The sequence below is a fragment of the Kitasatospora purpeofusca genome (assembly GCF_000718025.1).
GTDB lineage: Bacteria > Actinomycetota > Actinomycetes > Streptomycetales > Streptomycetaceae > Kitasatospora > Kitasatospora purpeofusca.
Window position 1 is genome coordinate 184,853 of sequence record NZ_JODS01000008.1, and the last position, 14,223, is coordinate 199,075.

At 73.1% G+C, this 14,223-nt stretch carries 16 protein-coding genes; 8 read left to right on the forward strand and 8 right to left on the reverse strand.

Going from position 1 to position 14,223, the window contains the following annotated elements:
• Nucleotides 1-54 precede the first annotated feature (54 nt).
• Nucleotides 55-678, forward strand: a complete 624-nt coding sequence (locus IF01_RS0114655; protein WP_030393828.1) for a DJ-1/PfpI family protein — start codon at nucleotides 55-57, stop codon at nucleotides 676-678.
• 26 nt (nucleotides 679-704) lie between these two features.
• Here the strand turns inward: IF01_RS0114655 and IF01_RS0114660 are convergent, their stop codons facing one another.
• Together IF01_RS0114660 and IF01_RS51345 are read right to left on the reverse strand one after the other, a co-directional pair.
• Nucleotides 705-1,460, reverse strand: a complete 756-nt coding sequence (locus IF01_RS0114660) for an alpha/beta fold hydrolase (protein ID WP_030393829.1) — start codon at nucleotides 1,458-1,460, stop codon at nucleotides 705-707.
• Nucleotides 1,461-1,501: 41 nt separating this feature from the next.
• Nucleotides 1,502-2,611 carry a GNAT family N-acetyltransferase gene (locus IF01_RS51345; protein ID WP_341845488.1) on the reverse strand — a complete coding sequence of 370 codons (1,110 nt, stop codon included), beginning with the start codon at nucleotides 2,609-2,611 and terminating at the stop codon, nucleotides 1,502-1,504.
• 90 nt (nucleotides 2,612-2,701) lie between these two features.
• Between IF01_RS51345 and IF01_RS0114675 the strand changes: the two genes are divergently transcribed.
• Nucleotides 2,702-3,076, forward strand: a complete 375-nt coding sequence (locus IF01_RS0114675; RefSeq protein ID WP_030393830.1) for a VOC family protein — start codon at nucleotides 2,702-2,704, stop codon at nucleotides 3,074-3,076.
• 75 nt (nucleotides 3,077-3,151) lie between these two features.
• Here the strand turns inward: IF01_RS0114675 and IF01_RS0114680 are convergent, their stop codons facing one another.
• From IF01_RS0114680 to IF01_RS0114700, 5 genes are all read right to left on the reverse strand, one after another.
• Nucleotides 3,152-4,135 carry an ABC transporter permease gene (locus IF01_RS0114680; protein WP_030393831.1) on the reverse strand — a complete coding sequence of 328 codons (984 nt, stop codon included), beginning with the start codon at nucleotides 4,133-4,135 and terminating at the stop codon, nucleotides 3,152-3,154.
• Nucleotides 4,132-5,022 (reverse strand): ABC transporter ATP-binding protein, encoded by an 891-nt coding sequence (locus tag IF01_RS0114685; RefSeq protein ID WP_030393832.1) that lies wholly within the window; start codon nucleotides 5,020-5,022, stop codon nucleotides 4,132-4,134. The genes IF01_RS0114680 and IF01_RS0114685 overlap by 4 nt, the downstream gene beginning before the upstream one ends.
• 23 nt (nucleotides 5,023-5,045) lie before the next feature.
• Nucleotides 5,046-5,456, reverse strand: coding sequence for a GntR family transcriptional regulator (locus IF01_RS0114690; RefSeq protein WP_030393833.1), 411 nt, complete (start codon nucleotides 5,454-5,456; stop codon nucleotides 5,046-5,048).
• Nucleotides 5,457-5,560: 104 nt separating this feature from the next.
• Nucleotides 5,561-6,277: an MOSC domain-containing protein gene (locus IF01_RS0114695; RefSeq protein ID WP_030393834.1), complete on the reverse strand. Its 717-nt coding sequence runs from the start codon at nucleotides 6,275-6,277 to the stop codon at nucleotides 5,561-5,563.
• Between the two features lie 66 nt (nucleotides 6,278-6,343).
• On the reverse strand, nucleotides 6,344-7,087 hold the full coding sequence (locus IF01_RS0114700; protein ID WP_030393835.1) for a cyclase family protein: 744 nt from the start codon (nucleotides 7,085-7,087) through the stop codon (nucleotides 6,344-6,346).
• A 54-nt stretch (nucleotides 7,088-7,141) separates the two neighbouring features.
• On the opposite strand from IF01_RS0114700, the gene IF01_RS0114705 reads away from it, so the two are divergent.
• The 6 genes from IF01_RS0114705 (at nucleotide 7,142) to IF01_RS0114730 (ending at nucleotide 13,211) form a co-directional block, all read left to right on the forward strand.
• Complete coding sequence (locus tag IF01_RS0114705; RefSeq protein WP_030393836.1) at nucleotides 7,142-7,807, forward strand: UbiX family flavin prenyltransferase; 666 nt, start codon at nucleotides 7,142-7,144, stop codon at nucleotides 7,805-7,807.
• Nucleotides 7,808-7,936: 129 nt separating this feature from the next.
• Entirely contained in the window at nucleotides 7,937-8,398 is a 462-nt protein-coding gene (locus tag IF01_RS0114710; protein WP_030393837.1) for an Lrp/AsnC family transcriptional regulator, read from the forward strand.
• A gap of 98 nt (nucleotides 8,399-8,496) precedes the next feature.
• Complete coding sequence (locus tag IF01_RS0114715; RefSeq protein ID WP_030393838.1) at nucleotides 8,497-9,459, forward strand: threonine ammonia-lyase; 963 nt, start codon at nucleotides 8,497-8,499, stop codon at nucleotides 9,457-9,459.
• A 91-nt stretch (nucleotides 9,460-9,550) separates the two neighbouring features.
• Complete coding sequence (mqnE, locus tag IF01_RS0114720) at nucleotides 9,551-10,714, forward strand: aminofutalosine synthase MqnE (protein WP_030393839.1); 1,164 nt, start codon at nucleotides 9,551-9,553, stop codon at nucleotides 10,712-10,714.
• A gap of 109 nt (nucleotides 10,715-10,823) precedes the next feature.
• Nucleotides 10,824-12,104: a L,D-transpeptidase family protein gene (locus tag IF01_RS49270; RefSeq protein ID WP_078879963.1), complete on the forward strand. Its 1,281-nt coding sequence runs from the start codon at nucleotides 10,824-10,826 to the stop codon at nucleotides 12,102-12,104.
• 162 nt (nucleotides 12,105-12,266) lie between these two features.
• Entirely contained in the window at nucleotides 12,267-13,211 is a 945-nt protein-coding gene (locus tag IF01_RS0114730; RefSeq protein WP_030393841.1) for a beta-ketoacyl-ACP synthase III, read from the forward strand.
• 252 nt (nucleotides 13,212-13,463) lie between these two features.
• On the opposite strand, the gene IF01_RS0114735 is transcribed toward IF01_RS0114730, so the two are convergent.
• The gene (locus IF01_RS0114735; protein WP_030393842.1) at nucleotides 13,464-14,111 is read right to left on the reverse strand and encodes a TetR family transcriptional regulator; all 648 of its coding nucleotides are present in this window, start codon (nucleotides 14,109-14,111) and stop codon (nucleotides 13,464-13,466) included.
• Between the last annotated feature and the right edge of the window lie 112 nt (nucleotides 14,112-14,223).

Sequence of the window (14,223 nt, forward strand, 5' to 3'; positions counted from 1 at the left end):
AATCCGCTGCCCAGGGGCGGTACGCGGAGCCGACTCGCGTCTACGCTGCGGCACATGGACATCGTCATCCTGCTCTTCGACGACTTCGAGCCGCTGGACGCGATCGGCCCGTACCAGGTGCTCGGCCATCTCCCGGGCGCCACCGTGCGGTTCGTCTCGGCGGGGGAGAAGGGGGTCGTGGCCGACAGCATCGGCGGGATGCGGCTGGAGGTGCCCACCGGCCGGGCGGACGTCGAGTCCTGTGACGTCCTGCTCGTCCCCGGCGGGCACGGCACCCGGCCGCTGATGGCGGACGCCGCGCTCCTCGACTGGCTGCGCCGGACGCACGCGACCACCCGGTTCACCGCCTCGGTGTGCACCGGCGCGCTGCTGCTCGGGGCCGCCGGGCTGCTCGACGGCCTGGACGCCACCACCCACTGGGCGGCCGCCGGCGAACTCGCGGCCCACGGCGCCACCTACCTGCCCGAGCGGGTGGTGCGGCAGGGGCGCATCGTCACCGCCGCCGGGATCTCCGCCGGTATCGACATGGCGCTGCACCTCGCCGCCCTGCTCACCGACGAGACCACCGCCCGGGCGATCCAGCTGCACGCCGAGTACGACCCGATGCCACCCTTCGACAGCGGCTCCTGGGCCAAGGCCTCGCCCGCCGTCCGGGAGCGGATCCGGCAGCTCGGGTAGCCAGGACAGCAGGACAGCTCGGAGCGCTACTCGCCGAGGAAGGCCTCCAGGGCGGACGCCAGGGCGACCGGGGTCTCGTGCATCGGGTAGTGGCCGCTGCCGGGCAGCTCCGCCACCTCCGCGTTGGGGTAGTGGGCGAGGAAGGTGCCGCGCATCGCCTCGGCGGTCAGCAGCAGGTCGTGCTCGCCCACGAACACCCGTACCGGCACCGGGTTCCCGGCGACCCGGTCCACCAGGTCGGCGGTGGTCCAGTCGCGGACGTAGCCGCCGAAGGCCTCCCGGGTGGACAGCTCCAGCGAGCGGTCCACCATCAGGTCGAGCCAGACCCGCCCGGCCCGCCGCCCGGTCACCAGGTCCAGGATCCGGTACCGCTTGGCGCGGTCCTCGGCGGCGCCGTAGAACAGCGCCTCGCCGTCCGCGTCCATCGGGTACGGGCCGGCCGGAACGGGCGCCAGCCCGGCCAACTTCCTTACCCGGCCGGGCGCCTGGGCGAGCACCTGCTGGACGGCCTTGCCGCCCATGGAGTGCCCGACCAGCGAGAACTCCGGCCAGCCGAGCTGGTCGGCCAGCGCGAGCGCGTCGTCCGCGATCTCGGCCAGGGTGTAGGCGCCGGTCACGTCCTTGCGGTCGCCGTAGCCCCGGTAGTCGAGGAACGCGTAGCTGAAGGCGGAGCCGTCCAGGTAGTCCGGGAACGGGCCCCAGCCGGCGCTGGTGCCGAACCAGTCGTGCAGGACCAGGACCTTGTGGGCGCCGGAGCCGACCAAGCGGTGAGGGATCGTCACGCTGGGATTGCTGCCCATTGGCCGGGCGGCCGAACCGCCGTTCAGAGGGCCCGGTGGTAGACGATGACCTTCTTGCCGTCGACGCTTCGCTCGCCCGCCTCGGTGAACCCGGTCCGGACGAGCAGGGCGCGGGAGGCCTCGTTGTCCGGCGAGCTCACGGCGGTGAGCGAGCTCAACCCGTAGGCCCCGGCGGCCAGTCGGAGGACCTGTTCGACGGCGGCCCGGCCCACGCCCTGACCGGTGTCGGCCTCCGCCACCCGGTAACCGAGTTCGGCACTGCCGTCGGCCACGTCCACCAGGTTGACCCGGCCGACGATCCGGCCGTAGCTGTTCAGGACGACGTGGAAGTGGCAGCGGCCCTCGGCCTGTTCGGCGAGCAGTGCGCGGTGCCGGTCGGCGAAGCCGTCGGGGGTGAAGTACTCGTTCCTCCGGTCGGGCACCGAGTCGGCGAAGAAGCCCCGGTTGTCCCGCTCGAACGCGAGGACGCGGCCCGCGTGTTCGGCCGTCAGTCGCTCCAGGGTGGGGCCGGGGCCGAGCCGCGGGGCCTCCGGGTGGTACAGCCGCTGGCGCCCGGGTTCGTAGTCGCCCAGCACCTCGCCGGTGCCGACCAGGACGCCCGAGACCCGGCCGATTCCCTTGAGGACGCCGCCGCGGCCGTCCGGGTCCGGGTAGGTGTACGGCAGGCCGGGGGCGAGTTCGACCGAGCGGGCGGAGACCGGGCCGAGGATCTGGGAGCCGTGGCCGAGCAGGCTGTGGCCGAGCACCTCGGCGCCGTCCGTCAGCCGGACCTCGTCGCCGATCTCGATGCTCTCGTGGGCCCCGGCGAGGATCCGGGTGCCGCCGTCACCGATCAGCGAGCGGGCGCCGACGGTGACCCGGCCGCCGTCGGTGGCGGCGATCCTGGTGCCGCCGTACAGGACGTTGCCGGGGCCGATCGAGCAGTGGCTCCGCTCGTCGCACTCGATCACCACGCCCGGGTGGAGCACGTTGTCCGGCCCGATCTCCACCCGCCGGGAGACGATCACCGAGAACGGGTCGAGCACCGCGACCCCGCGCTCGGCGAGGTCGAGCAGTTCGGCGGGGGTGAGCAGCCCGCGGTCGCGGCGCAGTCGGTCGAGGCGCGCGTGCACGGATTCGTCCGGAGTGGTCATCCGAGCATGTTTACGATCTTCGGTCGGCTTGTCCAGCACGGCCACCGGAGCCTGCGGCCGCCGACCCCGGACCCTCCCCAAGGAGCCCCGATGATCGGCCGGTTGCAGTGCGTCGTGCTCGACTGTCCGGACCCGGCCGCGCTGGCCCGGTTCTACGCCGGGCTGCTCGGCGGCGAGGTGGACCGCCCGGATCCGCGCTGGTCGCTGGGAGAGGACTGGTCGACCCTGCACACCCCCGACGGCCGGGTGCTCTGCTTCCAGCGGGTCGCCGGGTACCGCCCGCCCCGCTGGCCGGACCCGGAGCACCCGCAGCAGGTCCATCTGGACGTCGACGTGCCCGACCTCGCCACCGCCGACCCCGCCGTCCGGGCCCTCGGGGCGACCCTGCTCCAGGACGCCGGCGGGTGGCTGGTCTACGCCGACCCGGCCGGCCACCCGGTGTGCCTGCTGCCGGCGCGCCGCTGATCCCACTGGTGCGGCGGGTCGGGAGGAGGGCCGTGGGAAGGGGCGGGCCGGCCCCGTGCCCGGCCCGCCCCGGTCTCAGGAGATCCGGCGGACCCGGCGGACGGCGACGGTGACCAGCAGGACGGTCAGGGCGAGGAAGATCCCGGTCTCGATCGCCTGGAAGGTCCAGAAGCGGTCGGCCGGCTGGTACTCCTGCCAGTTGGTGAGCGGAGCGGGGCCGTAGTCCTGGGCGATGCGGGCCAGGCACCCGGCGCTGTCGCCGCCCTCGGGGCCGCAGCCGATCCGGCCGTCCGGGAGGACGAGGGCGCCGGTGCCGTTGCGGACGCCCTCCTGGTAGATCCAGGAGCCGGCGAAGCGGTTGGCCATCAGCGGGCTGTCGATCGCGTAGGTGAGCGTCTTCGCCGGCAGGAAGTACGGGCGGGCGAACAGTTCGACCAGGGCGCGGACGGCGATGAACGCGGTCAGCGAGATGCCCATCGCGGGCAGCACCCGGCGGGCGACCGTGCCGGCGAGGATGCCGAGCGCGACCGCGAACAGCGTGTACCCGATCGGCGCGATGCCCTGGACGTCGAAGACCAGGTAGCGGAGGCGGCCGAGGCCGTTGTCGGCGAGCGGCTCCAGCCACCAGGCGGCGCCGAGCGCGTAGCCGACGGACAGGACCAGGGTGACCGCGCCGACCAGGCCGAACTTGGTGAGGATCCAGCGCCGGCGGCTGATGCCCTGGGTCCAGACCAGCCGGTGGGTGCCGTTCTCGACCTCCCGGGCGACCAGCGGGGCGCCGAGGAAGACGCCGGCGAGGACCGGCAGCAGGACCAGGAGCACGGCCAGGAAGGCGGTCGAGTCGTACTTGTTCCCGAATCGCTGGCTCAGTGCCTCGCAGCCGCCGTTGTCGACGAGTTCGGCGTGGCCCAGTGCGCGCAGGCAGGCGCCGAGGCCGGAGTCCTGGAAGGTGGAGCGCATGGCCAGGCCGGTGGGGACCAGGACGGCGGCGAGCGCGAGGAGCGCCGCGGCCGTCCACAGGGCCTGCTTGCGGTGCTGGCGCCAGGTCAGCCAGATCATGCGGCCACCTCCGAGGCGGTCGGGCGGGCGGAGGTGCCGAGGTGGGCGAGGACGAGGTCCTCCAGGGTGACCTGGTGCACGGTCCAGCGGTTCTCGTCGACCGGGCCGTCGGTGCGGACGAGCAGGGTGGACTGCCGTTCGGTGTGACTGGCCCGGACCACCTCGGCCACCCCGGGGACGGCGGCGCCGTCCGGGGTCCTGGGGCCGACCAGCCGGCAGTGCGAGGCGAGCAGGTCGTCCACCGGGGCGGAGAGCCGGACCTGCGAGGTGTGCAGCAGCACCAGGTGGTCGCAGACCCGTTCCAGGTCGTTCAGCAGATGGGAGGAGAGCAGGACGGTGGTGCCGTACTCGCCCACGGCGCCCATCAGGGCCTGCATGAACTCGTGCCGGGCGAGCGGGTCCAGCGCCGCCACCGGCTCGTCGAGCAGGAGCAGCCGGGGCCGTTTGGCCAGGGCCAGCGCCAGCGCGACCTGGGCGCGCTGGCCGCCGGAGAGCCGGCCGACACGCTTGTCCAGCGGGAGGCCGAGCCGGGCGAGCCGGTCGCGGGCGATCGAGTCGTCCCAGCCGCGGGGGTTGAGCCGCCGGCCCATGGTGATCAGCTCGGCGGCGGTGAAGTCCGGGTAGAGCGGGGTGTCCTGGGCGACGAAGCCGAGGTCGGCCCGGGCGTCGGGGTCCTCGCGCGGGTCCCGTCCGAAGACCCGGACCTGCCCGGTGTCGGGCCGGAGCAGGCCGACGGCGAGGTGGAGCAGGGTGGACTTGCCGGCGCCGTTGGGCCCGACCAGGGCGGCGATCCGCCCGGCCGGGAGCTCCAGCGAGCAGTCCCGGAGTGCCCAGGTCTGCCCGTAGCGCTTGCCCAACGCCTCGGTGTTCAGGGCTGATTCCGTCATGTTGTTCTCCCCCATGATGACGTTCAGGCCGGTGCGGCGCCGTCGGTGGGCGGCCGTTCCGGGGTGGCTCGCAGGGTGGTGTCGACGAGTGCGGTGATGTCCTCGCGGGTGAGTCCGGCGGCCTGGGCGCGGTGCAGCCAGGCCGTCAACTCCGCCCGCAGTTCGGCCTGGTGGGCCAGGGCGGGTCCGGCCAGGGTGCGGACCAGGAACGTCCCGACGCCGGGTCGGCCCTCGGCGAGCCCTTCCAACTCCAGCTCCCGGTAGGCCTTGAGCACGGTGTTGGGGTTGATCGCCAGGGCCTGGGCGACGTCGCGCACCTTGGGGAGCCGGTCCCCCGGTTGCGCGAGTCCGACCCGCAGCGCCTGCTTCACCTGCAGCACCAGCTGCATGTACGTGGCCACCCGTGAGCGGCCGTCGAGCACGAACTCGATCACCAGTTGTTCTCCTGTCCTACGACAGTAAGACAGGATAGGCGTACGTCAGTCAAGTGGTGGAGCGGAGGAGTGAATTGACGGACGGTGGGGTGACGGCCGGGCGGTCAGCCGATCGTCAGCGTGTCCCCGACGCCGAGGCGCCCCGGGGCGGCGACCTCGGCGAGGGCGTCGAGCCGGGTGTCGTGCGCCTGGGCGATGGCCCTGAGGATCTCGGGGGCGTGCGGCAGGCCGGGCTGCGCGACGGTGACCATCGCGCACCGTTCGCTGGCGCGGACGAAGGCGAGCCGGGCGCCGGAGCGGGCGCTGCCCCGGGCCTCCCGGCCGAACCAGGTGTCCTCGCTGAACGGCGGGGTGCCGGGCGGGGTGCGCAGCAGGATGTTCGGGCGGAAGCGGCGGACGTCGACCGCGGCGGTCGGCACGGCCCGGGCGACCCAGTCCAGGGTGGCGGTGGTGAGCACGCTGACCGGGAGCTGGTCGAAGTGCGAGACGGCGTCCTCGCGGGCGAGTTCGACGTCCTCGCGCTGGAGGTAGGCGCGCAGGAAGGCGGTGGGGTCGGCGACCGGCTGCCCGAGCGGGTCGAACAGCTCGGGGCCGTCGAGCCGGTGGCCGAGCCGCGAGGAGAGGCGCAGCAGACCGTCCATCCGCCGGAAGCGGCGGGTGTTCTTGCCGGAGCCGAGCTTGCCCTGGCTGTCGCGCACGGCGTAGAGCCGGTCGCCCGCGAGCCCGCGGTCGTCCACCTCGACGGCGTCGAGCCGCTCGCCGCCGGTGGATTTCACGGGGTAGCGCCAGAGCTGCTCGACGACTCCGATGATCTCTGCCATGGCCGGACAGCGTACCGCCGCCCGCCGATGATGGTCTAGACCAAGTGCCCGAGTGCGGCCAGGGGTTCACCCCAGGCGGGCCACCGCCCGGACCGGAGCCCCGTCCGCCGCGACCAGCCGGAGCGGGAAGAGCGACACCTCGACCGCCCGCCCGGCCTCCTGCGCCGCCAGCAGCGGCCGCAGATCGGTCAGGTTCTCCGCGATCACCCCGCCGCCCGGCGCGCCGAGCAGCACCCGGTGGGCCGCCAGGGTCGGTTCCTCGGCGGCCGGTTGGTCGTGCTCGTCGGTGAGGTCGGCGAGCAGCGCCGCCACCGCCGGGTCGCCCGGGCCGGGATCGGGGGTGGGGTCGACGCTCAGCGCGTCCACCCCGACCGTGCGGACCCCGGCCGCCACGATCGCCTCGGCGGCCCGGGCGGTCAGGGACGGGTGGGCCAGATAGGTGTCGGTGCCCCAGTGCCGCGCCCAGCCGGTGGCGAGCAGCAGGACGGTGCCCTCGCCGGCCAGCTCCAGGGCGGGCGCCAGCTGCTCGGCGGTGACCTCGGCGCGCGGCTCCAGGCCGCGCAGGTCGGCCACCACGGCCGGGCCGGTGAACCGCTCCAGCGGCAGGCCGTCCAGCGTCGGCCAGGTGACGTCGACGTGGTACGGCGCGTCGACGTGCGTGCCGGACTGCGAGCCGAGGTGCACGGCGAGCACGTTCACCCCGGCGGTGGCGGTGGTGAGGGCGGGCTCCAGGAGGACGGCCGGATCGCCGGGGTAGACCGGCATCGCGGTGGTCACCTGGTGGGTCAGGTCGACGAGGGTCGGGGCCATGCGGCCATCCTCCCAGGGCGGGCCGGGGCGGGGTGGGGATAGAAAGGAAGCACTATGGAAAAGCCTGAGCAGCCCGTGCGCCGCCCCTGGATCGTCGGGGTCTCCGGCGCGTCCGGCACCCCGTACGCCGCGTCCGTGATCCGCGCCCTCCTCGCCGCCGGCGAGTCCGTCGACCTGGTGGTCAGCCGCGCGGCCCGGCTGACCATCCTCGACGAGACCGGTATCGCCTTCCGGGACGCGCACTGGCGCGCGGACCTGGCGTTGTGGCTGGGGACGGCGGAGGACGACCTGGAGGACGTCCGGTACTGGCCGGCCGGGGACTTCGCGGCCGGGCCGTCCAGCGGCTCGTACCCGGCGAAGGGGATGCTGGTGGTGCCCGCGACCACCGGCGCGGTGGCCGGGATCGCGCTGGGCCTCAGCAAGGACCTGCTCCAGCGCGTGGCCAGCGTCACCCTCAAGGAGCGGCGTCCGCTGGTCGTCTGCGTCCGGGAGGCACCACTCAACGGGGTGACGTTGAAGCACTTGGTGGAGCTGGACGCGCAGGGCGCGGTGGTGCTGCCCGCCTCGCCCGGGTTCTACGCCGGCGGCTCCACCGTCCGCGAGCTGGTCGACTTCGTCGCCGGACGGGTCCTGGACGCCGTCGGCGTGCCCCACACGCTGTACCGGCGCTGGGAGGGTGAGTTGGGCGGCGCGGCGCGCGCGGCGGAGCGCCCGGCCTGAGGGGGAGTGAGGAGCCGCAGGACGGGAGAGTATGTTCTCTGCGATATCCGGGTTGGTGCGAGCATGGCGCCTTTGAATCCGGATAATGATCTGTGGGTCTGGTGAGGTTCGGAAGGACGCGGACGGTATATGGACACGGTGGACAGACAGCTCATCCAGGCGCTCCGGGAGAACGGCCGCGCGTCCTACGCCGAGCTGGGCCGGCTGGTCGGCCTCTCCGGCCCGAGCGTCACGGACCGGATCAACCGGCTGGAGCAGGCCGGTGTGATCACCGGCTACCGGGCGACGGTCAACCCGGCCTCGCTCGGCTTCGGCGTGACGGCCCTGATCGGCCTCCAGCTGACCGACGCGGCGGACCACGAGGACGTCGCGTTCCGGCTGAAGGACCTGGGCGAGGTGGAGGACTGCTGGTTCATCGCCGGTGACGACTCGTACATGCTCAAGGTCCGGGTGCCGGACGTCGAGGGCCTGGAGTCGGTGGTGAAGCGGATTTCGGGTACGAAGGGTGTGGCCCGGACCCGGACCACCGTCGTACTCTCCACCAAGTGGGAGAGCCGGGTCAGCGAGCTGCCCTTCGCCGACGGCGAGTAACCGCCGCGGGGAGCGACCGCCGCGACGGACAACCGTCGCGGCGAGTGACCGCCGCGGGGCGGCCCGGACGAACGAGAGCACACGGGGGAGTGGCGGACATGGCACTGGTCGGTCTGGAGGAGCTGCGCGCGGCCCGGAGGCGGATCGAGGGGGTCGCGGTGCGCACCCCGCTGGTCCCCGCGCCCTGGGCGGCGGACGGGGAGCGCCGGCTCTGGCTGAAGCCGGAGAACCTCCAGCCGACCGGGGCGTTCAAGACCCGGGGCGCGTACAACCGGCTCGCCGCGCTGAGCGAGGACGAGCGCGCCCGCGGCGTGGTCGCCCAGTCCAGCGGCAACCACGCGCAGGCGGTGGCGTACGCCGCCCAGCTGCTCGGGATCAAGGCCGTGATCGTGATGCCGGACACCTCGCCGGCGGTCAAGGTCGAGGCCACCCGGTCCTTCGGCGCCGAGGTGCTGCTGGTGTCGCCGGAGCAGCGCGACGTGGTGCCCGGCGAACTGGCCGAGCGGCACGGCTACGTCTGGGTGCCCCCGTACGACGATCCGTTCATCGTCGCCGGTCAGGGCACGGTCGGCCTGGAGATCGCCGACGACGCCCCGGCTGAGCTGGACACCGTGCTCGTCCCGGTCAGCGGCGGCGGGCTGATCGGCGGCACGGCCGCCGCGCTCAAGCTGACCCGCCCCGGGGTGCGGGTGATCGGTGTCGAGCCCGAGCTGGCCGCCGACGCCCAGGCGAGCCTGCGGGCCGGTGAGCGGATCACCTGGCCGGTCGCCGACACCTACCGGACCATCGCCGACGGTCTGCGCACCCCCTCGGTGGGCGTACTGCCGTACGAGCACATCACCGCCTACGTGGACGACATCGTCACCGTCACCGAGGACGAGATCCGCGCCACCGTGGCGCTGCTGGCCCGGCGCGGGCGGATCGTCGCCGAGCCGTCCGGCGCGGTAGCCCCGGCCGCGTACTTCCACCGGGCCGCCGAGACCGGCGGTCGGGCCGTCGCGGCGGTCGTGAGCGGCGGCAACATCGAGCCCGCGCTGCTCGCGGAACTCCTGGCCGGCTGACCCGCGCGGGGCGGCTGCCCGCGAGTCGACGCGGGTGGGGGCGTACGCTCGTTCCGGCAACGATTCGAAGTCGGAGGAGGCGGGGCACCGCATGGACGCAGGGCTCAAGCGCGAGCTGGAGGCGAAGGTCTACGCGGGGGAGCGGCTGACCCGGGAGGACGGGATCGCGCTCTACGAGAGCGACGACCTGGCCTGGCTGGGCGGGCTCGCCCACCACGTGCGGACGGTGAAGAACGGCGACGTCGTCCACTTCAACGTCAACCGCCACCTCAACATGACCAATGTGTGCAGCGCCTCCTGCGCGTACTGCTCGTTCCAGCGCAAGCCGGGCGAGAAGGACGCGTACACGATGCGCATCGAGGAGGCCGTCCGCCTCGCCAAGGCGATGGAGGTCGACTCCCTCACCGAGCTGCACATCGTCAACGGCCTCCACCCCACCCTGCCGTGGCGCTACTACCCGCGCTCGCTGCGGGAGCTCAAGGCCGCGCTGCCGAACGTGTCGCTCAAGGCCTTCACCGCCACCGAGATCCACTGGTTCGAGCGGATCAGCGGCCTGCCCGCCGACGAGATCCTGGACGAGCTGATCGACGCCGGCCTGGAGTCGCTGACCGGCGGCGGCGCGGAGATCTTCGACTGGGAGGTCCGCCAGCACATCGTCGACCACGACACCCACTGGGAGGACTGGTCGCGGATCCACCGGCTCGCCCACAGCAAGGGCCTCAAGACCCCGGCCACCATGCTGTACGGCCACATCGAGGAGCCCCGTCACCGGGTGGACCACGTGCTGCGGCTGCGCGAGCTCCAGGACGAGACCGGCGGCTTCCAGGTCTTCATCCCGCTGCGCTACCAGCACGACTTCCACGACTCCAAGGACGGCGTCGTGCGCAACAAGCTGATGGCGCGCACCGAGATGGCCACCGGCGCCGAGGCGCTGAAGACCTTCGCGGTCTCCCGGCTGCTCTTCGACAACGTGCCGCACGTCAAGGTCTTCTGGGTGATGCACGGCGTCACCACCGCCCAGCTGGCGCTCAGCCACGGCGCGGACGACATGGACGGCTCGGTGGTCGAGTACAAGATCACCCACGACGCGGACAACTTCGGCACCCCGAACAAGCTGGGCCGCGACGACCTGCTCGGCCTGATCCGGGACGCCGGCTTCCGCCCGGTCGAGCGCAACACCCGCTACGAGATCATCCGCGAGTACGACGGCCCCGACCTGGGCCGCCGGGAGACCCCGCAGGCGATGCGCCTCTGACGCACGCTCCGCCGCCCGGGCCCCGCGGCCCGGGCGGCGTGCCTTCTTCACCGGGCCCGCACAGCCCCCGGGTTTCCCAACGCGGCCTCCGTTTGGCAGGATCGGCCACATGTCCGGTCACCGTCGCACCTCCCCGTACCCGTCGTACGAGCCGGTGCACGAGGCGCCGCAGCCGTCGTACGGCGAGCACCCGCAGGAATACGGCACCGTCCACGAGGCCCAGGACCCCGGGTACGGCTACCGGAGCCTCGCCGACCACGATGTCTACGACCGGCCCTTCCAGGCGTACGCCGCCGAGCCGGCCCTCCACGACTTCCCGGCCGACCAGCAGCCGGTGTACCGGACCGCCCCGCAGGACGGGTACGGCTACCAGGACATCCACCAGGGCGTCCACCAGGACACCTACCAGGACGGCTACGCGGACGTGTACCGGCCCGAGCCGCAGGACCCGGCGGTTCCGCCGGCGGTGCCGCTGCCGCAGCAGCGGAGCGCCGCCGCCGTCCCCGGACCGCGGGCGGCCGCCCGGGGCCACCGCCGCAAGCCCCGGAAGAAGCGCACCGGCCGCGCCGTCACCGCCGGCACCGCCCTGCTGCTGGCGGCCGCCGCCGGCTGGTACACCGTCGGCGAGGACGCCGCGAAGCCCGGTGTGACCAGCGCCGACGGTCCCGGCGCCGAGGGTGTCGCCGGACAGCCGACGGCGGACCGGCCCTCGCCGACCGCCGCCCCGGCCGCCCGGGCCGCCGACGCCCGGCAGACCGAGACCCCCGCCGCCGACCGCAGCGAGCGCAGCGACGGCTCGGTGGCCGTCATCCCGGGCCTCGGTGCCTCCTTCGCCGGCCGGATACCCGCCGACACCACCCAGGTGGTGCTGGCCTCCGGCGAGGGCAAGGACACCAACCGGAGCGCCGTCACGCTGTGGACCCGCACCGGTGAGGGCCGCTGGCTGGCCGGCGAGACCTGGCAGGGCCACAACGCCTTCAAGGGCTGGACCACCGACCACAACGAGGGCGACCTGCGCAGCCCGATCGGCGTCTTCTCGCTCACCGACGCGGGCGGCCGCAAGGCCGACCCGGGCAGCAAGCTCCCGTACGACCGGGACTCGAACTTCGTGGTCTCCGGCCGGGGCTTCGCCGGCGAGCAGCTGGCCGGATCCTTCGACTACGTGGTCGCGATCGACTACAACCGGGTGCCCGGCAACTCCCCGCTGGACCCGCGCCGCCCCAACGGCTCGACCAAGGGCGGCGGGATCTGGATCCACGTCGACCACGGCGGGCCGACCCACGGCTGCGTCTCGGTGCCGGAGGACAAAATGGCGGAGTTGATCCGCACTCTCGACCCGGCGGCCCACCCGGTGATCGTGATGGGGGACGCCGGCTCGCTGGCGGCCTGAGCGGCCCGGAGCGGGCGGTCGTTCGTCCACGACCGTCTTTGCGTGTCCGATCGGGACCCGCCTGCCGCAACGGTCCTTGTCGGCCTCCTACAGCATCCCGGCGCGGATCCTGTAGCCGGTCGCGCCCGACTGACCAGCGGGTAACCGGGTTGAGTGGGCAGTATGACCGGTTCGCGCATCGTGGCACTCGGCCACTACCAGCCCCCCAAGGTCCTCACCAACGACGACCTGTCGAAGCTGGTCGACACCGACGACGAGTGGATCCGCAGCCGCGTCGGCATCCGGACGCGGCACATCGCGGAGGACGAGACCGTCGTCGACCTCGCCACGGAGGCGGCCCAGAAGGCGCTGGCGAACAGCGGCCGCTCGGCCGCCGAGGTGGACCTGGTCGTGGTGGCCACCTGCACCGCGGTGGAGCGCAGCCCCAACACGGCCGCCGCCGTCGCCGCCCGGCTCGGGATCCGCGCCCCGGCCGCCTACGACATCAACACGGTCTGCTCGGGCTTCTCCTACGCGCTGGCCACCGCGGACCACGCGATCCGGGCCGGGGCGGCCGGCAGGGCCCTGGTGATCGGCGCGGAGCGGATGTCGGACACCCTCGACTGGACCGACCGGTCCACCTGTGTGATCTTCGGCGACGGCGCCGGCGCGGCGCTGGTCGAGGCCCAGGAGGACGGCGCCGAGCCCGGCATCGGCCCGGTGGTCTGGGGCTCGGAGCCCGAGCGGGGCGACGCCGTGGTGATCACCGGCTGGGACCCGGTGATCAGCCAGCAGGGCCAGTCGGTGTTCCGCTGGGCGACCACGCAGATCGCCCCGCTGGCCCGGCAGGCCTGCGAGCGGGCCGGGATCGACCCGTCCGAGCTCAAGGGCTTCGTGCCGCACCAGGCCAATCTGCGGATCATCGACGCGATCGCGTCCCGGCTGGGGATCACCGACGCGGTGGTCGCCCGGGACGTCGTGGACTCCGGCAACACCTCGGCGGCCTCGGTGCCGCTGGCCTTCTCCAAGCTGGTCGAGCGGGGCGAGCTGTCGCCCGGCGACCCGGTGCTCCTGTTCGGCTTCGGCGGCGGCCTCGCCTACGCGGGCCAGGTCGTCCGCTGCCCGTGACATCCCCGCCCGTCCCTGCCCGGGGCCCTCGGAGGCCCCGCAGGCCGCTCTAGGCCCCCCCGGGGCCCCTGGAACGGCACGACATGCCTGTGGGCGGTCACCCCCTTGCACGGGGTGACCGCCCACAGGCATGTCGTGGCACGCAGCGGACCGCCGGCGGACCTCCCCCGAGGACACGGCCGCCGTCCGTCGTACCCCGGACAGGAGGCCGGGGCGCGTGCGAAGCGGAAGGGTGGGTCGATGCGGATCGGTCTACTTGGGCGCCTTCTTGCCGGTGACGCCCAGGTACACCAGGGGAGCGAGGTTGGGCTTGAGGTCCTTGACCTTGACGCCCCAGGAGGTGAAGGCCTTCTGGTGCTCGGCCGCGGAGGCGAGCAGCGAGACCAGTGACCCGGCCACGGCGGCCGGATCCAGTGACTTGTCGGCCTGTCCCTTCGCCTGGAGTTCCTTGACGGCTTCCGCGAGTGGCTTGGCGACCGCGTTGAGGACAGTCATGCGGATCTTGAAGAACCGCTTGTCCCCTTCCGCGGCACCGAGCGTGACCACTCGGAGAATGGCGTCGTTCTTGCGCCAGAAGGCGAGGAATCCGTCGACCAGTTCTTCCGAAGTGGTCGTGCCGGACTTCCCTGCCCAGGACTTTCCGGCCACCAGCTCTTTGAGCGTGTCGGCGTCCTTGGCCATTTCCTCGGCGATTTCGAGGACAGCGCCCTCGACATCCGGGAAGTACTGGTAGAAGGTCGCGGGGGAGGTACCCGCCATACGGGCGACGTCGATGACCTTGACGTCCCGATAGGGCGACGTGCTGAGCATCTCGCGGAGGCAGTCGAGCAGCTTCTGCCGCGTCTCCTGTCCGCGTCGCCCGGCGACGCGACCGTCGACGGTGCGAACTTGTCCTGTCATGCCGTCAGCTTACCGTGGCCCGATCTTGGCGCGATTCGGTGATGTGACAATTACTCCGCCCGGGGGTTGGTATAGGGGCTCGGGGGCCTTCGGACGGATATTCATCGGCCTC